General features: G+C 35.3%; 11 protein-coding genes and 1 pseudogene. 5 read left to right on the top strand and 7 right to left on the bottom strand.

Annotated elements, in window-relative coordinates:
• Nucleotides 1-71 precede the first annotated feature (71 nt).
• Both dnaG and rpoD read left to right on the top strand, forming a co-directional pair.
• The gene (gene dnaG, locus CIPSTX3056_RS01520) at nt 72-1,826 is read left to right on the top strand and encodes a DNA primase (protein WP_072666205.1); all 1,755 of its coding nucleotides are present in this window, start codon (nt 72-74) and stop codon (nt 1,824-1,826) included.
• Between the two features lie 253 nt (nt 1,827-2,079).
• Nucleotides 2,080-3,930: pseudogene (gene rpoD / locus CIPSTX3056_RS01515) on the top strand (RNA polymerase sigma factor RpoD); the annotation flags it as partial.
• Between the two features lie 251 nt (nt 3,931-4,181).
• On the opposite strand, the gene lon reads toward rpoD, so the two are convergent.
• Nucleotides 4,182-6,530: an endopeptidase La gene (gene lon, locus CIPSTX3056_RS01510; protein ID WP_072666203.1), complete on the bottom strand. Its 2,349-nt coding sequence runs from the start codon at nt 6,528-6,530 to the stop codon at nt 4,182-4,184.
• A gap of 2,627 nt (nt 6,531-9,157) precedes the next feature.
• Nucleotides 9,158-10,945 (bottom strand): NAD-dependent DNA ligase LigA, encoded by a 1,788-nt coding sequence (gene ligA / locus CIPSTX3056_RS01505; protein ID WP_072666202.1) that lies wholly within the window; start codon nt 10,943-10,945, stop codon nt 9,158-9,160.
• An 876-nt stretch (nt 10,946-11,821) separates the two neighbouring features.
• Between ligA and leuS the strand changes: the two genes are divergently transcribed.
• The 3 genes from leuS to holA all read left to right on the top strand — a co-directional run bounded on the left by leuS (nt 11,822) and on the right by holA (nt 16,035).
• Complete coding sequence (leuS, locus tag CIPSTX3056_RS01500; RefSeq protein ID WP_072666201.1) at nt 11,822-14,407, top strand: leucine--tRNA ligase; 2,586 nt, start codon at nt 11,822-11,824, stop codon at nt 14,405-14,407.
• Between the two features lie 10 nt (nt 14,408-14,417).
• Entirely contained in the window at nt 14,418-14,951 is a 534-nt protein-coding gene (lptE, locus tag CIPSTX3056_RS01495; RefSeq protein WP_072666200.1) for an LPS assembly lipoprotein LptE, read from the top strand.
• Nucleotides 14,952-15,012: 61 nt separating this feature from the next.
• Complete coding sequence (gene holA, locus CIPSTX3056_RS01490; protein ID WP_072666199.1) at nt 15,013-16,035, top strand: DNA polymerase III subunit delta; 1,023 nt, start codon at nt 15,013-15,015, stop codon at nt 16,033-16,035.
• Nucleotides 16,036-16,632: 597 nt separating this feature from the next.
• Here the strand turns inward: holA and CIPSTX3056_RS01485 are convergent.
• From CIPSTX3056_RS01485 to topA, 5 genes are all read right to left on the bottom strand, one after another.
• Complete coding sequence (locus tag CIPSTX3056_RS01485) at nt 16,633-16,773, bottom strand: hypothetical protein (RefSeq protein WP_162271168.1); 141 nt, start codon at nt 16,771-16,773, stop codon at nt 16,633-16,635.
• An 11-nt stretch (nt 16,774-16,784) separates the two neighbouring features.
• Entirely contained in the window at nt 16,785-17,915 is a 1,131-nt protein-coding gene (dapE, locus tag CIPSTX3056_RS01480; RefSeq protein ID WP_072666198.1) for a succinyl-diaminopimelate desuccinylase, read from the bottom strand.
• A 513-nt stretch (nt 17,916-18,428) separates the two neighbouring features.
• Entirely contained in the window at nt 18,429-19,403 is a 975-nt protein-coding gene (lpxM, locus tag CIPSTX3056_RS01475; protein WP_072666197.1) for a lauroyl-Kdo(2)-lipid IV(A) myristoyltransferase, read from the bottom strand.
• Nucleotides 19,404-19,905: 502 nt separating this feature from the next.
• Nucleotides 19,906-20,046 carry a hypothetical protein gene (locus CIPSTX3056_RS01470; RefSeq protein WP_157883604.1) on the bottom strand — a complete coding sequence of 47 codons (141 nt, stop codon included), beginning with the start codon at nt 20,044-20,046 and terminating at the stop codon, nt 19,906-19,908.
• 1,883 nt (nt 20,047-21,929) lie between these two features.
• Complete coding sequence (gene topA, locus CIPSTX3056_RS01465; RefSeq protein ID WP_072666196.1) at nt 21,930-24,530, bottom strand: type I DNA topoisomerase; 2,601 nt, start codon at nt 24,528-24,530, stop codon at nt 21,930-21,932.
• Nucleotides 24,531-24,582 lie beyond the last annotated feature (52 nt).

Below are 24,582 nucleotides of genomic sequence, written 5' to 3'. Positions count from 1 at the left end.
TGATTACATACTAATAGTGATGAACTATATTATAATTCATATGAGCGCATCATAAAAATTCACAGGATATTATGCGACAACGTATTCCACCTGAATTCATCAGAGATCTGCTAGGACGCATAGATATTGTTGATCTCATCAATACTCGTCTTCAACTACAAAAACAAGGTAAAAATTACCGTACACACTGCCCATTTCATCAAGAAAAGAGCCCTTCCTTTACTGTTAATAGAGAGAGACAATTCTATCACTGTTTTGGTTGTGGTGCACATGGAAATGTAATTGATTTTCTCATGAAATATGATCATCTAGAATTTATTGAAAGTATTAAAGCACTAGCAGACAGCTGTCATCTACCAATACCATATAATAAAAATAGTGGTGTGAAAGTCTTATCACATGTTGATCACACGAATCTATATAAATTAATGAATGATGTATGTCTTTTTTATCGTAAAATTCTAGAACGAACCTTATCATCAATAGCAAAAAATTACCTTGTAAAACGCGGAGTCGATCAGAGGGTGATTCAACGTTTTTCTATTGGATACGCTCCATCTGGCTGGAATAATTTGTTAAAATATTTTGGAAGTAACGCATCTTATCGTCAGTTATTACTTGATACTGGTATGGTTGTGATGACCTCTCAGGGACACTATTATGATCGGTTTCGAGAACGCATCATGTTTCCTATTCACGATAAGCTAGGTCGCGTAATTGGCTTTGGAGGACGGGTACTGAACAGTGACAAACCTAAATACCTTAATTCACCAGAAACTATAATTTTCCACAAAGGCCATCAATTATATGGTTTACATGAAGCATTAAAGACGAATTCAAAGCCTGTCAAGTTATTAATTGTAGAAGGGTATATGGATGTTCTAGCGTTGTCTCAATGTGGGATAGATTATGCAGTGGCATCTTTGGGTACTGTTATTACAGAGAAGCACGTTCAGTTACTATTTCGAATAACACATACAGTGATCTGTTGCTATGATGGAGATAATGCTGGACGTACTGCCGCATGGCGTATGCTGAAAACTGCACTACCTTATATGCACGACGGCTATCAATTACGTTTCATGTTTTTACCTGACAAAGAAGATCCTGACACGATCATACGTAAAGAAGGTAAAAAATCATTTACAATGCGTATTCAGAATTCCGTCCCGATGTCAACATTTATGTTTCGCACACTGGTTACACAAGTTGATCTATGTGATCCAGAAGGACGAGCACGACTTAGTGCACTAGTGTTACCTCTAATTAGACTAATACCAGGAGAGCTTTTACGCATATATTTACTTCAAGAGCTAGGTAATAAGCTAGGTATCATTGACGAAAATCAGTTAAATAAATTTTTTTTGCAGAAAATGAAAAACACGCAGCCCATGCTTACCAACTCGTTATTCGCAAAAAATACTACTATGCGTATATTGATCGGCCTATTAGTGCAAAACCCTGTTTTAGCTAATATCATACCACCATTAAATGGATTAGAAACAGCAAAAATACCGGGTTTAAAGCTCTTTCTTCACCTATTAAACACGTGTCTTAGTTACCCCTCATTAACAACGGGGCAGCTACTAGAATTATACCGTGATACAAAATTTAGCGAACACCTTGAAAGACTAGCAATGTGGAACCACATGATTGTTGATGATAAAATAAAAACTATGTTTTTAGATGCTTTTTCTAGTATTTATGAGCGCTCTCAGCAACTAAAACTGGAAAATTTGATTGCGCTTGATCGTATAAGTGGCTTAAGCAGTCAGGAGCGTCGTTCGCTGTGGGCATTGAGTCAGACTCTTAAGCATACTACATAACTAATTCATTAAATACCTGGTTATATAAAAAAGAAAAAATTCCATACGTGATTGATCATAACACTTCTTGAATGTTCGTGCTATTGGCAACACAGAAAATTATTTAGCCATTACTAATATAACCAGTTAGGATTTTTATCTATTGAATAAAATGTATAGTCTCTGTAACAGGGTATAACTGTAATCTTACGACCCTGATACTATTACTCTTGGAAGGTAACCCGTCCAAGATCAATCTAATTTTAAGAAGTATGGATACAGCCCTATGGAGCACAACCCACAGTCTCAGCTTAAATTACTTGTTACACGTGGCAAAGAGCAAGGATATCTAACTTATTCTGAGATCAATGATCATCTTCCAGATGATATCGTAGACTCCGATCAGATTGAAGATATCATTCAAATGATTAATAACATGGGCATTCAGGTCGTAGAAGAAGCACCTGATGCTGATGAATTAATACTTAACGAGAATAGCAGCGATACTGACGAGGATGCTGTAGAAGCAGCCGCTCAAGTGCTATCTAGTGTTGAGTCTGAAATTGGACGCACAACTGATCCGGTACGCATGTACATGCGTGAAATGGGCACGGTTGAACTGTTAACACGTGAGGGTGAGATTGATATTGCCAAGCGCATTGAAGATGGAATTAATCAAGTTCAATGCTCTGTTGCTGAATACCCAGAAGCAATTACATATCTTTTAGAACAGTATGAGAAGGTGCAATTAGATGAAGCCCGTCTCTCTGATTTAATTACTGGGTTTGTTGACCCTAACGCAGAGGTAGATATAGCACCTTCTACCACTCATATTAGTGTGGATCTACCGTTAGAAGAAGACAGTGATAATGAAGATGATGACTCTGACGATGAGACTTCGGATGATGAACACAATATTGATGCTGAATTAGCACATGAAAAGTTCAGTGCTTTGCGGAATCAATATGAAATCACTCGTACCGTGATTAAATCGAGAAGTCGCAACCATGTTAATGCTCTTGAAGAAATCAAAAACCTATCTGATGTATTTAAACAGTTTCGACTAGTCCCAAAACAATTTGAATTACTCGTAAATAGTATGCGTATTATGATGGAACGCGTACGAACGCAAGAACGCCTGATTATGAAACTATGTGTAGAATGGTGTAAAATGCCCAAAAAAAGCTTTATTACCTTGTTTACTGGTAATGAAACAAATGATAATTGGTTTCAAATTGCAATAACTATGAATAAACGATGGTCAGAAAAACTTAAAGACGTTTCAAATGACGTAGCATACAGCCTAAAAAAACTTCAAGAGATTGAACAGGAAACTGGCTTAACTATTGAACAAGTGAAAGACATCAACCGTCGCATGTCTATTGGTGAGTTAAAAGCACGCCGGGCTAAAAAGGAAATGGTTGAAGCAAATCTAAGACTAGTCATTTCGATCGCCAAGAAATACACCAATCGTGGTCTACAATTTTTAGACTTGATCCAAGAGGGTAATATTGGTTTAATGAAAGCAGTAGATAAATTTGAGTATCGTCGCGGTTATAAGTTTTCAACTTATGCGACATGGTGGATTCGTCAGGCGATTACTAGGTCGATCGCCGATCAGGCACGTACAATCCGTATTCCAGTTCATATGATTGAGACCATTAATAAACTGAACCGAATTTCACGGCAGATGTTACAAGAAATAGGTCGTGAACCAACACCGGAAGAGTTAGCTGAGCGAATGCTGATACCAGAAGATAAAATTCGCAAAGTAATGAAAATTGCTAAAGAACCGATATCTATGGAAACTCCGATTGGAGAGGATGAAGATTCGCACCTAGGAGATTTTATTGAGGACACTGCGCTAGAGCTCCCACTAGATTCAGCAACGTCTGAAAGTCTCCGTGTCGCAACATATGATGTACTAGAGGGACTTACTGCACGTGAAGCAAAAGTTTTGCGTATGCGTTTTGGGATTGATATGAATACTGATCATACATTAGAAGAAGTTGGAAAGCAATTTGACGTAACTCGAGAACGTATTCGTCAAATTGAAGCAAAGGCACTACGTAAATTACGTCACCCCAGTCGGTCAGAAGTTTTAAAAAGCTTTTTGGACGACTAGGTTTGTAATTCCCTAACATAGCATAGTATGTTGAAGCTTGGATTATCACCGACAGTAGTTGATCATATTTCCTTAGGGGACGGGAATTAGGATTCCCCATGCCATCCTAATTCCCGCTCCATAACAGACTACAGATCGTATCTTATATTTATATCAGTTTAGTCTATTTAGTCCTAAAAATACACTATCAATGCGACATGAACCACACAGTCGTCAGAAAACATGTATGCATCAAAAAATACATCTCTAATTTATCTAGAGACAGAAGAAGGTATTTTAAATTGCAATGACAAATCCAGTACCTCTTCAATGCATGTGACAGAATGAATGGCCAGATCAGCAATAATATTATCTGGAATATCCTCAAGATCACGCTGATTTTCTCTTGGAATTAAAACTGTTCTAATACCGCCACGACGCGCAGCTAATAGCTTATCCTTTAAGCCACCAATGGGTAATACTTGACCACGTAAGGTAATCTCCCCAGTCATAGCAACGTCAGAACGTACTGGATTACCAGTTAAACATGAAACCAGCGAAGTACACATTGCAATACCCGCACTTGGGCCATCTTTAGGTGTTGCTCCTGTTGGAACATGCACATGGATGTCTCTTGTCTCATAAAAATCATTTTTAATACCTAATTTTGATGCCCGGGCTCGAACTACTGTTAATGCAGCCTGAATCGACTCTTGCATAACTTCACCCAATGATCCTGTATACGTTAATTTTCCCTTACCTGGTACACAAGCTGCTTCAATAGTTAACAAATCACCTCCACCAAATGTAGTCCATGCTAACCCTGTAACCTGCCCTATACGATTATTCGAATCAACGCGAGTATAGTCATAACGCTGAACGCCAAGATAGTCCTTTAAATTATCAGGGTTAATTGAGATTTTCTTAATAGTTTTGTCCATAAGAAGCGTTTTCACCGCCTTACGACATAATTTTGATAGTTCTCGCTCTAGATTTCGTACACCTGCTTCCCGTGTATAGTACCGAATAATACTGATCAGTGCACTGTCGTCAACAATTAATTCATCTTGTTTTAATGCATTTCGCTCAAATTGCTTAGATAATAAGTGTTGTTTAGCAATATCAAGTTTTTCGTCTTCTGTATAACCAGACAACAAAATAACTTCCATGCGATCTAATAACGCTGGTGGAATATTTGTTGAATTAGATGTTGCAAGAAACATGACATCCGAGAGATCGTAATCAACCTCTAGGTAATTATCATTAAAAGCAATATTTTGCTCTGGATCAAGCACTTCGAGAAGAGCTGAAGACGGATCACCACGCATGTCAGATGACATTTTATCAATCTCATCCAGTAAAAATAATGGATTTTTAACTCCTGTTTTAGCAATTTTTTGAATAATTTTCCCCGGCATAGAACCAATATAAGTACGACGATGGCCACGAATTTCTGCTTCATCACGAATTCCACCTAATGCCATACGTACATATTTTCTTCCAGTTGCTTTAGCAACTGATTGACCCAAAGAAGTTTTTCCTACTCCTGGTGGCCCAACTAAACAAAGAATTGGTCCTTTTATTTTATTTGCTCGATTCTGAACAGCTAAATACTCCAGTATCCTGTCTTTTACAAGAGTTAGTCCAAAATGATCAATATCTAGTCTTTCTTGTGCTTTTTGCAAATCCTTTTTCATCTTACTTCGATTATGCCAGGGCACTTGTATCATCCAATCAATGTAGCTACGCACGACAGTAGACTCTGCTGACATAGGTGACATCATTTTTAACTTATTCAGCTCAGATTTAGTTTTTTCTCGAGCTTCTTGTGGCATCCTGGCTTTATCAATCTTACGTCTCAAAATGTGATTTTCGTCAGGTGAATTTTCGATATCGCCAAGTTCTTTTTGAATTGCCTTTATTTGTTCGTTTAAGTAGTACTCCCTCTGGCTTTTTTCCATTTGTCTTTTAACGCGAGCACGAATACGTTTTTCAACTTGCAGCAATTCTATCCCTGATTCCATCATGGCCATCAAGTATTCTAATCGCTTACTAATATCTGACATCTCAAGAATGGACTGTTTTTCAGCAAGCTTTAATGTTATGTGGGCTGCAACAGTATCAGAAAGACGCGCAGCATCATCCATATTGCTCAGAGAAGTTAAAATTTCAGGAGGGATTTTTTTATTAAGTTTTATGTACCCTTCAAATTCATTAATCACAGCACGCACTAAAACTTCTTGCTCTTTCTCTTCCACTGCCGGCGTAACTAGATACTTAGCTGTCGCTGTAAAATAATCACCGTGATCACATAAAGTGGTAATTTGAACACGCTGCAACCCTTCAACTAATACTTTTACAGTACCATCTGGTAATTTTAGAATCTGTAAAATCGAAGAAACTGTCCCAATTGAAAAGAGGTCCTGAATATTAGGTTCATCCGTTACAGATTCTTTTTGAGCGACGAGAATAATCTTTTTGTCATGATTAAGAGCAGTTTCTACACAGCAAATGGATTTTTCACGCCCTACAAATAAGGGGATAACCATATGCGGATACACCACAACGTCTCGTAACGGTAAGACAGGGATTTCGATGAATTCAGAACACTCAGGATTCATAAAGCTCTCTCTTATTTCATTTTGACCTAAGTGAATTAGGTCTCATAATTTTGCATAGATACGGTTCTATTAAACCGTAAGTTATTCAGACGATAGTACTAAATAATATATACCCACATACGTATATTAGGATTAACGCACATTCTAGTCTGTATGAAAAACCTAATATTCGACAAATAATTTACAAGTCATCACACAGGTATTGCCTATAGCATCATGTTTCGGTATACACTGAAGTTTCGGTATACACTGAAGAATAAGAAAAATTATTGGAATTTTTAGCAATATCAATCTGTCTGATTGAATAACATCCCGCATTCATATTTGATATCTTTGTGTGGTTTTAGCTATATATATTCTATACATGTATAGAGACTATGCATAATATAGTCTAATAGGATGTTTCTATCGTTATTAAAAATAATTTTAGTACTTTATAATGATGACTATACATCATAATAACACATATCATCAGCATAAGTTACAAAAACAGATTTGAAATAATATTTTGTTTTCAGACAAACCAAACAACGGTCTCTCTATAGCGCCTTATAGAGACTATCCTCTCTTAAACTGTGATATCTTAAATTATAATTAGTCATAAGATACCTCTTAATCTGACTAGATAGTGAGTAATAATTTTATATTAGCAATTACTCTATAAAGGTATGTAACATACAACTCAGTATGAGCGTGCACTTTACAGTGACGACTGGATTCCATTGGGTTATATTAAAGAAAAAAATTACGTTCTATTTTATGTATACAGCTAATCGCACAAGCGTTTTTAGAAGAAAAAACCGTATCTATCTTACACGCATTAAGAATACGGTATTTTAATTTTGATGGTATAAACAAAATATGCACAAAGTCTAACTCTTTCAAAATTAAGTAAAAATTTTTATAAAAAACTGCTTTTCAGGTAAATACACTGTATACTATTTAATAGTTTGTGAGTAAGCTTGACATCTTTCAAATCATACATGACGTTAATGAGCGCGACTTGTTTAATAATAATCTATACTGATTATATACACTTGAAAATGATGTAAATCTGATGTAACTCTGTTCATGTTTTTCTATAAGAAAAATAATAGAACATCTAGTATATCTGCATTATAAAAAGATTATTCTTTTATTAGCATTGTCTAGCAAAACAAGCCGGTCATCCTCTGAATCAACACTATATTTATATCAATAGTTCAATAGTATTGTATTCTTAATGGTTGATATTATACTGCTTAAGATTTCACTCACTAGTTGATGCCGCACTTTAAACAACCCTACTGCATGTGCGCAGCTAGAAAATAAACAATAAATAAATCAATGATTAAACGCTCAGATCATCATGAATATATTGAATGCACTAAAGAGCTCTACCACAATACAATATTCATGCAAACCTCTGAGATAATAATAACTAGTCATAGTAGCTCTACGCTAATTATCACTACCATATTAAAATAATAGAAAAGATAATATTTGTTGATCAATATGGAATTATTTAAACACTTTTCATATTGGAATAATATTTAAATAACCCTATATCTTTAGATTCAAATCACTTGATTGGCCCTGTTTATTTATGTCCCAACAGCACTCTAATGAGATATATTAAACATTCTATTTTACTACAATACCCCATTATTGCATCTGGTAAGATTGACTACCTAATGCGTAGAGTACTGGAGACATAGCATCGTACGATCTCTAAACATATCCTATATTTAAAAATTCCCATAGCATCATCTTAGAATAATGCTCTTGAATATATACAAGCATTAACGTGAACACTTAAATCATTTTTGAGTAATTATATTGCTTTATACATATACCAACTTATGTATATGTATGATAACGTTTTTCAATATAGAATTGATAACAACACTAAAGTCAACACTCTAAGGTGTACACACAATCCAGCCTATACTAGGCAAGAATCTTTCTCAAACATTTGACATAACATTACAAATAAACCTTGTTATCATGATTAAATAGCCATGATACATTTAAAAGATGAACAGAAAAGCTGTGCATATTATCCTTAATGAATTTGACCTGACCTGAGGAAATAATAGATTATTCGTAGCTAACCTAGTGTAATACTGTATTTTGAATACATCATGAAACTATGTGTCATTTTCAAAATATTTAAGATCAAATTGTTAATATTTTAGGTGTTTTTATGAATATAAATCTCTTATCATATATACATATATATGATATATATAGCATATATATTGATACCATATACATCTATATAAATGCTAGTGTTATATCATTCAAATGAATTTCAGCATCACACACTCGTATAAATACCCTAATAGTATAAGCCTAAAATGATATCTATCAAAAATTGATATATTCATACTTATGCTGCCTTAATTAAATAAGATTATTATTAATCACTAATTACATATAACTCATAGATTCATAAATTTCTAATCATTTAGAATATTTATGCAAAAAAACTGGTAGATTACATACCGATATATTACGGTGTATCTCTATAGCTGTATAGCTATATCGCTATACATACTCTCATTCGATTGGTTGATAGATTGCTGCATAATCATGCATAACCACGCATGAACCATCATAGTTTAAAGATAAATTTGACGTATGTTTTATCTGTATTTTGGTATGACTGGCTCCCAATAAATCCCAACCTCTACTACCAAAACGCGAATAATCTCACGATTACTAACTTCATTAAGAAAACTTCTTAGACAACTGCCAGCTTCTTGACCAATACCATGCACTGATCTTAATGTGTGCAGATCAGCTCTTAGCAGAGCATCTAATGTGACAAAATAAGATGCAAGATTTTCTGCTGTCACTAATCCAATCTTACTTATCCCTAAAGCGTATATAAAACGTGCAAAAGTAGTCTTTTTTGACCTGACAAGTGCATCTATAATATTCTGTGCCGACTTTGGACCAATACGCTCTAAGCTAGTCAGCTGATCTAGCGTAAGCGTAAAAAGATCAGCTGGATTTTGTATATACCCTTTATCTACTAACTGATTAATGACTGTTTGACCTATACCATGGATATTTAATGCCTGGCGAGAGACAAAATGTCTTATCGCACTTTTGCGTTGCGCAGAGCAGGTTAAACCACCTGTACAACGTAAAACTGTTTCGCCTGATATACAATGTATCTTAGAGCCACATCCTGGACACTGTTTCGGAACAATAATGCTTTTTAAACTTAAATCAACACCACAATCAGACTTAATAACGCTAATTATTTGTGGAATGACATCACCGGCTCTACGAACGACAACATAGTCCCCAATTTTTAATCCAAGTCGATCAATTTCATGTAAATTATGCAAAGTTGCTCTACTTACAAGTACTCCTAAAATTCGAACGGGCGCTAATTTTGCAACTGGAGTAATAACTCCTGTGCGACCAACCTGAAATTCTACATTATGCAATCTTGTTATTTTTTCCTGTGCTGGAAACTTAAAAGCTACTGCCCATTTGGGAGCACGCGCAGAAGAACCTAGGCGCGTCTGCAACTTGAGATCGTCTACCTTGACCACTACCCCGTCAATATCAAAACCAAGAGATTGACGATGCATTTTAACATGTTCATAAAATGCAAAAACGTCTTCAGGCGAATAACAAAGACGCAAGAAATCGCTAATCGGCAAACCCCAATCCTGAAAATGTTGTAAACAGGCCCAATGACTCTGTGGCATTGCTCTGCCTTTGCAACAACCTAACCCGTAACACACAAAACTCAGAGGCCGTTTAGCAGTAACGAAGGGATCTAAATTACGCAAGGAGCCAGCGGCAGCGTTACGCGGATTAGAAAATATTTTATGTCCATCTCTATAAGCTCTGTGATTTATTTTTTTAAACCCCGCATGTGACATAAATACTTCCCCCCTCACTTCTAAATACTCTGGGATCTTATCACCTATGAGATATTTGGGAATGACGCTAATAGTTCTGATATTATCAGTAATATCTTCTCCGATCACCCCATCACCGCGAGTAGATGCCCGGGCTAATCCGCCATTAATATACAACAAACTAACTGCTAGACCATCTATCTTCAGCTCGCAGCATAATGTAATGTCCGTACTGATATTTAATCTTTTTGTTAGCCGTTGGTTAAAAGCAAGATAACTTCTTTTATCTATAACAGTATTTAGAGATAGCATTGGAATTTTATGGTGTACTTTCTTGAAAGCGCTATTTAGAGACAACCCTCCTACACATTGACTGGGAGAATCCTGTGTACGCAGATTAGGATTTTCAGTTTCCAATTTACGAAGATTATCCATAAGGTCATCATATTCTGAATCAGGTATGTCTGATTTATTTATCACATAATATTGATATTGATAATGCCTGAGAAGAGTCTTAAGATCAGTAATTTTTTTTTGTACGGATTCCATAAAATAGCACCCTAGGAGATACCCATTCATATGGTTGGTGAAATGTATAAAGAATACTTATTCCAATACTTACAGTAATAGTAAAACCAATACTTACACTAATAGTAAAACTGATGATGATTTATATTTATATAGGGTATATCTTGCATGTCATTATATCATCAGCTCATTGGTGAGTCATACTTAAAATAAAATGTTATGATCACTTACACTATATATAGATAGACAATATTTTTATATGCAATAATAATAAATTCAAGATACCGTCAATACCACAATGGATACATGGATACATTTAGGCATATAGCCTATAGCATATAGCATATAGCATATAGCATATAGCATATGTCACTAGCCTGTATATCTAGCGTATACATGTGTAAAGAATATAAAATTATCAGTCCTCTAAATGAATAGATATGTCACTATGTAATATAGTCATTCTGTTTTAAAAAAATTATATAAAAACAGCTGGTTGTAGGTGGCACTGCAATGTACTTGAATTATTTTATCAATTAGTCATACTATAATCAATTTTCTAAATACTACAGGTTTTGATATAGCTGTCTTCAGTTAGTTAATAAATTTAAAAACATAAGATGCAAGCAATATCACACTTTCTCCCATACAGGACAAATAAATCATATAAAGAATAAGCGTTAGCAATAACAATAAGTAGTTATCTAACAATACAAACACCTACTAAGCTCCACTATATGCCATATGCCAATAATCTTTATATGCTAACGGTACCCCTCATTAAAAATATTGTCTTAGGCATTTACAAAAGTCAGTTGCGCTAATCTCTAGCTCAATACAATCTATTATCTATATCAATCCATGGCAATTGCCTTCATACAAAGGATCAACAACTCCATGAAAGAACAATATTACCCTCACGAAATAGAGGATTATGTTCAAAAGCACTGGGATCAACAGAAAACATTTCAAGCAACTACAAACGAAAATAAAGAAAAGTATTACTGTCTATCTATGATTCCTTATCCTTCTGGGAGTTTACACATGGGGCATGTACGAAATTACACCATTGGTGATGTTCTGTCACGTTATCATCGCATGCTCGGTAAGAACGTATTGCAACCAATTGGATGGGATGCTTTTGGACTTCCAGCCGAATCTGCAGCGCTTGAAAATAATACGCCACCATCATCTTGGACGTATGCCAATATTAGCCATATGAGGAATCAATTAAAATCACTTGGTTTAAGCTATGACTGGAATCGTGAAATCACCACTTGCCAAGCGGATTATTACCGCTGGGAACAATGGTTTTTTATTCAACTCTATAAAAAAGGCTTAGTTTATAAAAAAACTGCATCGGTTAATTGGTGCCCACATCATATGACAGTATTAGCTAATGAGCAAGTTATTGATGGTTGTTGCTGGCGCTGCCATTCTATAGTTCAAAAGAAAGACCTCCCGCAGTGGTTTATGAAAATCACACATTACGCCGAAGAATTGCTAAATAGTCTCGACACTCTAGATGAATGGCCTGAAAACGTAAAAACCATGCAGAGAAATTGGATTGGGCGCTCTGAAGGGCTAGAGATTGATTTTAGGGTTTTAGATACCACTGAAATAATTAAAATATATACTACACGACCAGATACTATCATGGGAGTAACATATATTGCGGTAGCAGCAAATCACCCAATAACTTATGTCGCTGCTATGCATGACCCATCTATAGCAAATTTTATTAACAAATACCTTAACACTAAAGTTTCTGAACCTGATCTTATCACGATGGAAAAAATAGGCATATTGACAAAACTAGTGGCAAAGCACCCCCTCACAGGAGAGTCACTACCAGTATGGATATCAAATTATGTAATCATGGATTATGGCACAGGCGCTATCATGGGAGTACCAGGTCATAGTCAAAATGACTGGGAGTTTGCTCAAAAATATTACATACCTATTAAATCTGTTGTTCTCCCTACCGAACATAGCGTTCTAAATCTTACTCAATGCGCAATGACAAAAAAAGGTACGCTGTTTAACTCTGGTCAATTCAATGGTTTGTCATACGAAAAAGCCTTTATTATGATACTGCGTGAAATAACTCAAAAAGGCATAGGCAGGAAAAAAATACACTACCGACTGAAAGATTGGTGTGTATCTCGTCAAAGATATTGGGGCGTACCAATCCCTATGATCACTCTAGAAGACGGTAAGATTGTGCCTGTACCAGATAGTCAACTACCTATTGTTTTACCAGAAACCAATCTTTCTAATGATATTACTCATGCTATAAAAATGGATGCAGAATGGGCCCGGACTATCGTAAATGGTCAACAAGCCTTGCGTGAAACTGATACTTTTGACACCTTTATGGAATCCTCTTGGTACTATGCACGTTATACTTCCGCTAACTATAAACACGGTATGTTAGACCCATCTTCTGCTGACTACTGGCTGCCCGTAGATTGCTATATAGGAGGTATTGAACACGCCACCATGCACCTTTTGTATTTTCGATTTTTTCATAAGCTTCTACGTGATGCCGGACTAGTAAACTCTAATGAACCTGTAAAACGTCTCCTATGTCAGGGAATGGTTTTATCTGATGCTTTTTATTTTACTAATCATCAAGGGGATCGTCGCTGGATATCATCATCTGATATCACTATTAAACGTGATAATAATGGAAAAATCTTAAATGCTGTAGACATAGGCGGAAACCAGTTAGTTTATGCTGGTATGACGAAAATGTCTAAATCTAAAAAAAACGGTGTTGATGTCACGACAATGGTAAACTGTTACGGTGCTGATACTTTACGATTGTTTATTATGTTTGCAGCACCGTTAGATATGAGTTTAGAATGGAAAATCACAGGCGTTGAGGGAATGCATCGATTTTTAAAACGAGTATGGAAACTAGTTTGGCAGCATGCTATGCTAGGTATTCCAGAGAATCCAAAGCATTCTCTATATCATGATAAACAGAAGGCCTTGCGTCGTAATTTGCATACAACTATTAGAAAAGTATCAACAGACATAGGACAGCGTCAAACATTTAATACAGCTATTGCTGCTATTATGACTCTAACAAACAAGCTAAGAATGGCACCACAAAGAACAGCAGTAGATCGCATATTAATGCAAGAAGCTCTTATGGCCATAGTTCGTATGCTGCATCCATTTGCACCTCATATTACCTTTGTTCTATGGAAGGCTCTTGGAGAAAAAGAGGATATAGATTATGCTCCATGGCCCCAAGAGGATAAGATTGCCACTATTGAAGAGAGCCAGTTAGTAATAATTCAGGTCAATGGTAAAATGCGTAGCAAAATCATACTAGATAAAAACCTAAAACAGAAAGAATTGCAGGAACTTGCTCAACAAGATCCTGCGATTCTAAAGTATCTTCATGGCACTCGCATTAAGAAAATTATTTATGTACCAGGCAAAATACTCAATTTTGTACTTACTTCATAGAGGAGGATTTTTGCAAGCATTACTAATTTCTCTGTTTCTGAGTTTTTCTATATGGATCATGAGCGGATGTGGATACCACCCATATCGCGCTACTGCAATACCATGTGAGATGAAAACGCTTATTTTAGACACAGAAGATCCGTATGGTCCTCTGGCTACTACAATGTATGAGGCGCTTCGATCGCATGGTATACGTGTGATTACAAGAGAGAATAAAAACATAAAGCTCTCCTCTCTACGATTACAAAAAGAAGATATTACTCGTAATACGCTGTCTATTTTTTCAGATGGAAAAACATCTGAATACTCAATTAGAATGACTATTCTTATACAAGTTGTCATACCTAATAAAGGTATATATCCAATAACCTCAACAATATCTCGTTCATTTTTTGATCACCCATATGCCCCTTTAGCAAAAGACACTGAGCAACATATAATTATTAATGATATGAGGATACAGGCAGTAGAAAACTTAATACGTCAATTTTCAAATATCTACTATACCGCAGATAATGCTGTTACTAACTTTTATAACAATTAATTATTAGAACATGTTATTTTGTGCCTTTTAGGTATTATCAATACAGAAGATATGACAACCTATGATAAAAGTCTATCCTGAACAGCTTGACGCCCAATTAACTAAAAGTTTAAAACCATGCTATATGTTAGTTGGTAGTGAACCATTTTTATTAGAAGAAGCAAAAAATATTATTCGTACTGCTGCTCAAAAAAAGGGCTTTACCGAATATTTTAAGATTGAGCTAAATAATAAGACAGATTGGCAGAATATCTTTACGATTTGCCAATCATTGAGTTTATTTAAAACTCGTCAAATCTTGCTACTTGTATTGCCAAATGGCGCTCTAAGTGCTCCTATGAGCACACAACTGATAAAGCTGTCTACCTTAATACACGCCGATATCTTACTAATACTTCAAGCTTCATCATTCTCTAAAAAACAAAACAATAGCAAATGGTACAACAATCTATCTGTAAATGCAGTAGAGGTTTCATGTCACACTATGAAGCTTGAGAAGTTATCTATTTGGGTAGCTGCTAGAGCAAAAAGTTTAAACTTAGCAATGGATGATGCAGTATATCAACTATTATGTTACTATTATGAAGGTAACTTATTCGAACTATCACAGGTACTAGAACAAGCTTGGATGTTATGGTCTGATACCCAAATTACTGTACAACATATTGAAAAAATCATTTATAACTCAGCAAATTTTACTGTATTTAACTGGTTGAACGCTGTGCTTTTAGGAAATGGTCAGCGTGCAATGCACATCCTGCATCAGATAAGCGCTAAAGATATCGAACCAATTATTTTGCTACGTATACTACAGCGTGATCTAGTATTGCTTCTGAGCATAAAAAAACAGGTAACACAAACCCCTTTACATATTATATTAAATCAGCACCAAATAAATCAACAACGCCGTACTGTTTTAAGTCTTGCTGTTCAACGTCTTTCGCGTATAAATTTGCTACAAATTTTTCATCTAATGAGCAGTATAGAGCTAAAATTAAAAACACATTTAAATCAACCAGTATGGCTAGAGATGGAAATATTAACCATGATATTATGTGGGTTAAATTATCCATTGAAATATTAAGTCATACTATTTAACATCTTCTACTGGGCCCGGTATAGTTACTTACATAAAATAGCAGAGAAAATTTTTATTAATTTAGGTAAAGCTTATAACAATAAACAATCAGTTAAATTGACGTACTCTAAATTAATATACGCACAGCTCTGATATTATGACCAGCAGTGATTTAATCTTTATTAAAAACATACTTGGTACTTATAGAAGTAATGCAATGATTATAAATAGAAGGTGCAATACAACTTATATTTTCAAATAAATTACCTACGACAAGGGATTTTTAGCTATTTTAATTTTTAAATATTTTGTAACACCTCTATTAGGAAGATTAATCGCCACTATACACGTAATATTTTATAAATACTTTATTTTTCCACACTATAGTTATACACTTGAAATTTTTTAGTAAAATTTTTAGTAAAAAAGTGCTAACACAGCATGCTTACAAAAAGAACAGATAATAAAATCCTATATTCATACAAGTCGCACTATGTATGAATGTATTAATATGAGGTACCTTCAAAAAATCGTAAAAGTTGCTCTATTAGAGATGTGTTGCTCTATCAGAGATGTTTTGATCATCTATGATAGTTATCATAACTATGATCTATAAGTAGCTAGATCTAGCTCTTTCGGTATTTTTTTTGGATTAATCCTGTTCAGATCTTTGTAAGTAGTAAATAAAGTTCCAATTATAAACAATATCCCTACAAGCCACCCATACTGTTTTATCAATTTCATCGCACTGCCTTTTAAACAATAAGCTGCTCCATAATACTCTGATACATTTTACTTAAAACGTGTAAGTCTGAGCCTCTAACGCATTCATTACTTTGATGAATAGTGGCATTGACTAACCCCAGCTCTATAACCTGAGCTCCCATTTTTTTAAAAAAATATCCATCAGAAGTTCCACCAGTAGTTAATATTTTCGGGGTACGTTTTATATAATGCTCAACTGTTTTAACAACTACATCTATCAAATTACCCTTGAGGGTTAAAAATGGCTTTCGAGTCATTTGCCATATAATATTGTAACGAAAATCATATCGGTCAAGACATTCCTGAACGCGTCTCTGAATTAATATTTCCGTAAGTTGTGTGCTAAATCGAAAATTCAATTTAACAAAACAGTCTCCTGGAATAATATTGTCTGAACCGGTCCCAGCCTGTATATTAGAAATTTGCATACAAGTTGGTGGAAAAAATTGATTTCCTGTGTCCCATTGAGTTAATAATAACTCATGAAGAACTGAGATCGCATGGTGTATGGGGTTCTCAGCTAGATCCGGATAAGCAATATGCCCTTGGAAGCCCTGGACATGAAGATTGGCACTAATGGAGCCACGACGACCATTTTTGATTACATCACCTACTCTCTGAGCACTAGTTGGCTCTCCGATCAAACAATAATCTAGGGTTTCATGACGAGCGATCAATGTCTCCACCACCTTGGTTGTACCATTCTCGCCGCTGCCTTCTTCATCTGAAGTAATTAAAAATGCTAGCCGTCCCTGATGCCTTGGGTATATTTTTAAAAAACGTTCAGCCGCGATAATCATTGCTGCTATAGCACCTTTCATATCTGCCACCCCACGACCAAATAACATACCATTACGGGTAGTAAGTTCAAAAGGAGGGTATATCCAATCTTTCAAGTTACCACTTGCTACTACATCAGTATGACCTGCAAAAGCTAAACTTTTACCATGACCGTGCCATGCCCAGAAATTTTTTGTATCCCCAATATTCATTGGTTCAATTGTAAAACCTATCCTCTGAAGGCGAGACATTAGAATTTCTTGACAACCAGCATCATTCGGGCTAATAGATGGACAAACAATGAGTTGTTTTGTTAGCTCAACAATTGGACAGTTGTTCATAAATACATGCCCTAAACAGTAACTTAACTAGCTAATATATCTAAAACTTTAACAGATTCATAAATTATACGTACATAATTAAAGTATAGCATATACTGAATAATACAAGAATACTTAAATTTATCTTTTGATACATAACGCATGGCAGTTAGGAAGAGCTTTTATATTGCACAATCCTATTAGAGGTGCACGAGTTATTTCTAATATCGACTGGTTTGATACTTACCTAGCAAGGTGCTTAAACAAACTTTATGCCACTTTAATAATAATTAAGCCTAATAGCGCTTATTAACATAGATTATGTATAGACCTTCAGAAGGCATATCCTTACTGCTTACTCTTAAATAAACTATTGCTGTAATGATAAATCTAATCTAGATATATTATATCAGAATGTCTCACTGCAATGATCAAATGTGTATTCTATAAACTTCGAGAACCACATATAATGTGTCATTAAGCAATAAAATAGAAATGTAGTAACTGCTATAGCTATATTCTAAGATTGAACTTTTATTTTTTAGGATACAGATCTGGACGATCGTATGGTTCTTTCTCACCCCGTCTACGTGTTTTCAGTAGTTTTAATATCCAAGTATATTGCTCGAGATTCGGTCTGACTAATATTTCAACTTCTGAATTTAATCGCCGTGCCTGTTCAGCATTATTAATAAAAATAAAATCTTGCATGAGAGGCGCCCTTAGATAAATCTCTAGAGAATGGGTTTTACTATTATATACCGGAAAGAGTGGCACAACTGTTGCGTGACACACTTTCATCATCCGACCAACAATGGGTAAGGTCGCTTTGTATGTTGCAAAAAAATCTACAAACTCACTCTGCTCTTCTCCATGATCTTGATCTGGAAGATAATAACCCCAGTATCCCTGACGGATAGAGTTAATAAAAGGTCGTATCCCATCATTGCGAGCATGCATTCGCGCACCGCATCTACATCTAACTACATTCCAGATGTAATCAATAACCACATTGCTCTGATTATGAAACATGGCTGCAATTCTCTGACCTTCAGTTGCCAATAGCATCGCTGGTAAATCCACTGCCCAGCTATGAGGGGCTAATAATATAACATTATGTCCGCTTTGACGTAAATCGTCAATGATGTCCCTTCTATGCCAATGAATACGAGCTTTCGCTACATTTGGTCTTAGTGCTAATTCAGCCATCATAGCCATTGCCTGTGACATAGTGGAAAACATAGAATCTACAATTTTTTCACGTTCTGATTCAAGTTTTTCTGGAAAACAATACAATAGATTTATTAATGCCCTCCGTCTAGCATCTCGAGATAGTCTACCTGCTATGCGCCCTACAGTTCCTAGAATAGAATCACGAAAACATATTGGCATAAAAGTTAAAAGAGCTAAAACAGCAACACCTAGCCAAATGCCCCAATATCGTGGCAGTAAAAATGATTTTCGAAACATAGGAATAAACTGAGTGTGATTTTGTTTTTGGTTGTCCATGCACTGACTCTGCAATAATAATCAACATCTCATCTAAGGATAAGATTCATAACAAATCAGAAAGCCAAGCACAAATAATGATTTAGCTTTAAAAACTTTATATGCTCATATTTGATTGGCAATATTACTAAAGAGATCATTATTGAATGATACATATACCTTCTATAGAAGGCGATTGGTGATGCCATATTCGTTCATGCTTACCTAGAATACTAAAAACTTCAAATTATATAGTATTTGATTAAATAAGAAACCACCACACGAATGCAAAATACTACATCAATCTAGACTCCACTTCTTCTCGGGTGGATATGCCTCTTTAAGAAAAATCTTAATATCTTCATTAAAACGCAAAGATAAAACAGCATCAATAAAATCTCGTCATAAGATATGGAAAAACTCTAAATATAGTCATATGTGTCATGACTTTAAAATACTACGTATAAAACTAATTTTAGTAGTATTTTAATCAGAGCATCCACGCGCAAGATACTGATGAAATCTACATTAAAGACAGGTTCGATGCCATGCTAGCAAGAACTCTCATGACCATTCCTAGCCTAACATAGATCATAATAACATTGGCATCGGTAGCGACACATACAAGATTAGAGTTATCACTTAACACGACGATATGTGACATCGAGTACTAATCACGCTATAAGTCAAAAAATACATGTAACTAATTTCTATCTGATTTATTTTTATAATTTTAATTGCTGAATCTTTAGCAGGGGGAGGAGCTCTGCATAAAAATGATCATTGCTTCTAATGGTAATAAGGCATCGTAAACAAGTCACTATAGAAATGCAAGAACGCAATAACTATAGGAAAGCAAGTGTGACCAGTAAAGCTAGATTCACCTATACGAGTTTGAGGTCCCTAATGTATATATGATGCATATATAGAGGAATATGAGAATACTTATCGAGAAGATTCTCATAGTCATTAATAAAACAAAAACTAAATATGCATGATAGCTATGTGTAATGAAGTTACACTAGAATCTTAATATTCATTCTTCAGTTATTGATTTAATACCGCAGATTTTTAAGAGAAGCCCGTATACAATGTAAAGCACATCTCTTTTGGCTTGAACAATACAGGTTGAGTGTTTTATTACGAGCGAAACCCCAAATATCAGCTTTATCTTCTAGCATGCGCACTGTCCTTATTAGTCTCAGTAAAAAATGTAAAAATTTTCTGAAATTTCAGAAAACATTAAAATTATGATTCACTATTGAGATAGTATATGACAGTTTTTATATTTTATTCTATTTTAAAGCTTATTGAAAATAACATATAGCGAGATGCATGGCAGATATTGTCTTCACATGAAGAATGCTCGACCTGTATTATACCGAATGATAGTGTTATTTAGAAGTTTTATATCTTTTATATAAGACAACACAAATAATCTAGATATAGAAAAATACTTCAGAGATTTTTTCAGAGAAGATGTTTTACTGATACAACATAGAAACTATGGAGTTTCCTTTATCAAATATTTTCTGTAAATATTAAGAATAAATATTAATTTTGCACTAGTGGAAGGACTAGCACAATACAAGACACCTGATTTTTTAATCTTACTATCTAAGGTTTTTACCTTGATCGCTAATGATATTTCTGTGAAATATTATCAATATTATATATATAAGCTATAACTATACATACAATATAAATATTCCATAATAATACCCGAGTGTCAATCGTATGTAATCTATCTTAGACGGGCCCGCTGTGACAATATGAAAAAATTTTAATGATAACATTAGCGATTCCTTAGGTCTTAGTAAAACTAATGACTTCACCCCATCCATATATTGCTTAAATGACAGATACTTAGATTTTCGAAGATCTACATCTGTATAGCTCTTTTGATACTTAGTAACATTTTTTATCTTGCAGATCAGTGTTGCGCTCAATACGATATTTTATAATAATCAGTATTAAATCGCTCATATATGTAACTCTATCAAAGTATCACATTAGAGAGCACACTGAATAAGTTATTAATGTATCAATTTCAGTGCTTTTTGATGTCACTGAGCATCATAGAGTATCTCTTACAGAGATACTCTATGATGCTCATATTCTCATAAGAAGATCAAATGCTATATTTTTTCATACATATATCGAATCAACTGATATTTATCATGCAGTTACTATGTATATAGCCTATATTATCACTAATCTATGCATCTGATCTCTACACAGATATGAGCTTACGACATAATGTCTCTCTATAGAAATTTAAAAGAATGCTGTATTTGATTATGAAATTTCTGAATTTTAACTACCGTCTATTTCCAACATCTGATAACTCGTACACAGAGTGATATAAGTTATAAAAGGTTATAAAGTTGCTGATACATTTTTTAGCATAACTCTCAGTGAACCTATAAACAACCTCACTAGCGGTCAAGCAGTAACTGAACTTTTACGGTTAAACTGGATCTTCTGCTCTACTGGTCATGACATAAAATCATTACTAACAAATACTAGAAAGACTTATATACGCAATTACCTGTGAAACTCTTCCCATTTACCATTAATAAAGTGTGCACACCAACCAGTACTTTTACCATCTTTTTTAGTACTGACATACTGCTTTTTAGTTTTTCGGCTAAAATGTACTGTTGTTTTATTGCCGTCTACATCTGTCGTAGGCGCATTAGTTAAATATAGCCATTTTTTTGGTAATAGACTACAATAACGCTTCAGCTCTATCACCTGAGGGGCTCTAGTCTCACGTGATCTTGGAAATGTATGAGCTGCTAAAAACATTCCAGAAGCGCCATCGCGTAAAACAAAATAAGCATCTGAATTTTTACAGATTAATTCTGGTAAAGGTACTGGGTCTGTTTTTGGTGGAGCAATGTCACCATTACGCATTAATTTTCGTGTATTTTTACAATTATGATTGATACAAGCTACATACTCTCCAAATCGACCTAGCTTTATAAACATCTCGGCACTGCACTTTTCGCAGTTCATAACAGACTTGGTATAACTTTTGATCTTGAATTCACCGTGTTCAAGTTCATAACCATCACATTCAGGATTTTTACCACAGATATGTAGTTTTCGTTTATGATCTATAAAGTATACATCCATAGCAACACCACACAAATTACAACGACGTTTTGCACGTAAGATATCTGTATCGTCATTGTTGCCGCTTGACGTATTCACTAGTTCAGCGTTATCTGCAATAAGATGCATCGTCTGTTTACAACGCAATGCTGGTTCCAAAGTATATGCGCAGCATCCAAGAAACACCCCAGTCTTAGCAGTACGAATATTCATGTATCGTTCACACGAAGGACACTCAATAGAAGTGACTACTATTTTATTAGGCCTCATACCGCCTTGCACAGGATCTCTTTCTGCTACCGTTACCTGCTCTCTAAATCTTTTAAAAAAATTATCCAGAACCATCTTCCATTCTGCGGTATTACTTGCCACCTGATCTAAATGGTCTTCCATGTGCGCAGTAAAGTTATAATCCATTAAGTCAGGAAAGCTCTCCGTTAGCCGATCAGTGACTATCTCACCTATTTTTTTAGCATAAAAACGACGAGAATCGAGTTTAACATATCCGCGCTCTTGAATAGTCGCAATGATAGATGCATAAGTTGAAGGACGACCAATGCCACGCTTTTCTAGTTCACGCACTAGTAATGCTTCATTGAATCTAGCAGGAGACTGCGTAAAATGTTGACTAGGTAAAAGTTTTTTTAAGCTTAATTTGCTACCAACTATTAATTGTGGAACAATCTGTTCTTCATCAATCTTTCTTAGAGGCGGTATCACTTTCATCCAGCCATCAAAGAATAAAGTGCGTTCTTTTAAATTTAGTTTAAAGCCTTCTGCCTCTACGCTTAAGGTTCGAGAATTATACTGTGCAGAGATCATTTGGCAAGCAACAAATTGACGCCAAATCAGCTGATATAATTTTTTTGCATCAGATGTCATATGCGGTAATTGCATACTGAGCACGTTTACATCTGATGGGCGAATAGCTTCATGCGCTTCATCTCCATGCCCTTGATTACGATATACCCTCTCTATTTTTGGAAGATACTTTTTACCAAATTCCTTTGTAATATAACTACGAGCCATCCTAAGTGCATCACGACTGAGATTAGCAGAGTCAGTTCGTATGTATGTGATATACCCTGCCTCATACAATTTTTGCGCCAACATCATTGTTCGTTTTACACTAAAACCAAGACGAGTACTCGCAGCCTGTTGCAATGTAGAAGTAGTAAATGGGGCTCCTGGCTTTAGGGTTTTTAACTGATCTATGCAATTTTTAACTATAAAACTAGCTGTAGATAATACAGTGCTAGCGTCATGAATCTCAGACCGACTAACAGGATAGAAAGATTTTTTTAGATATTGCGTTACCTTCATCTGAAAAACAATACCATCAGGGGTTCTCAAAACGGCATGCAACATCCAGTATGCTACAGGAACAAAAGCTTTAATCTCACGTTCACGCTCAACAACCAAGCGAACCGCCACCGACTGCACTCGACCAGCGGAGAGTCCTCGTGCAATTTTCTTCCACAGAATTGGTGATATCATATAACCAACGACGCGATCCATAAAGCGACGCGCCTGCTGCGCATTCACACGGCCCATATTTATCAGACCTGGCTGCCTAAAAGCTTCAGAGATAGAAGATTGGGTGATTTCATTAAAAACTACACGACTATAACGTGATTGCTCTCCACCAATTACTTCTCTTAGATGCCATGCAATAGCTTCTCCTTCACGATCTAAGTCAGTTGCAAGGTAGATGTGGTCTACCTGTTTAGCGAGTTCTTTGAGCTCTGCTACGACCTTCTCTTTACCTGGCAAGATTTGATAAGTAGCCTCCCAATTTTTAAAAGGATTTACTCCCATCCGGCTCACTAAAGATGTTATCTCGTTTCTTTTATTTTTTTTATGGTCGCTACTAGTTATACAGTTAGTTCTTTTGTAAAATGATGAACCACTAGTAGGTAAATCACGGATGTGCCCTACGCTGGGCTTCACTATGTAGTCCCTGCCAAGATATTGATTAATCGTTTTTGCTTTTGCCGGAGACTCAACTATTACTAGAGCTTTACCCATAGTCATTTTCACCCAATGATAACCTTCTCACGTTATGTCTACCATTGCATAA

Origin of the sequence: Candidatus Erwinia haradaeae, from assembly GCF_900698965.1 — a bacterium.
In the GTDB taxonomy this organism is placed as follows: domain Bacteria; phylum Pseudomonadota; class Gammaproteobacteria; order Enterobacterales; family Enterobacteriaceae; genus Erwinia_E; species Erwinia_E haradaeae_A.
This window is presented reverse-complemented; position numbering and strand designations above follow the sequence as displayed.

Coding starts and splice junctions, on each gene's coding strand:
- dnaG (WP_072666205.1), top strand. CDS start 72: ATGCGACAACGTATTCCACCTGAATTCATCAGAGATCTGCTAGGACGC.
- lon (WP_072666203.1), bottom strand. CDS start 6,530: ATGAATCCTGAGTGTTCTGAATTCATCGAAATCCCTGTCTTACCGTTA.
- ligA (WP_072666202.1), bottom strand. CDS start 10,945: ATGGAATCCGTACAAAAAAAAATTACTGATCTTAAGACTCTTCTCAGG.
- leuS (WP_072666201.1), top strand. CDS start 11,822: ATGAAAGAACAATATTACCCTCACGAAATAGAGGATTATGTTCAAAAG.
- holA (WP_072666199.1), top strand. CDS start 15,013: ATGATAAAAGTCTATCCTGAACAGCTTGACGCCCAATTAACTAAAAGT.
- CIPSTX3056_RS01485 (WP_162271168.1), bottom strand. CDS start 16,773: ATGAAATTGATAAAACAGTATGGGTGGCTTGTAGGGATATTGTTTATA.
- dapE (WP_072666198.1), bottom strand. CDS start 17,915: ATGAACAACTGTCCAATTGTTGAGCTAACAAAACAACTCATTGTTTGT.
- lpxM (WP_072666197.1), bottom strand. CDS start 19,403: ATGGACAACCAAAAACAAAATCACACTCAGTTTATTCCTATGTTTCGA.
- CIPSTX3056_RS01470 (WP_157883604.1), bottom strand. CDS start 20,046: ATGTCACATATCGTCGTGTTAAGTGATAACTCTAATCTTGTATGTGTC.
- topA (WP_072666196.1), bottom strand. CDS start 24,530: ATGGGTAAAGCTCTAGTAATAGTTGAGTCTCCGGCAAAAGCAAAAACG.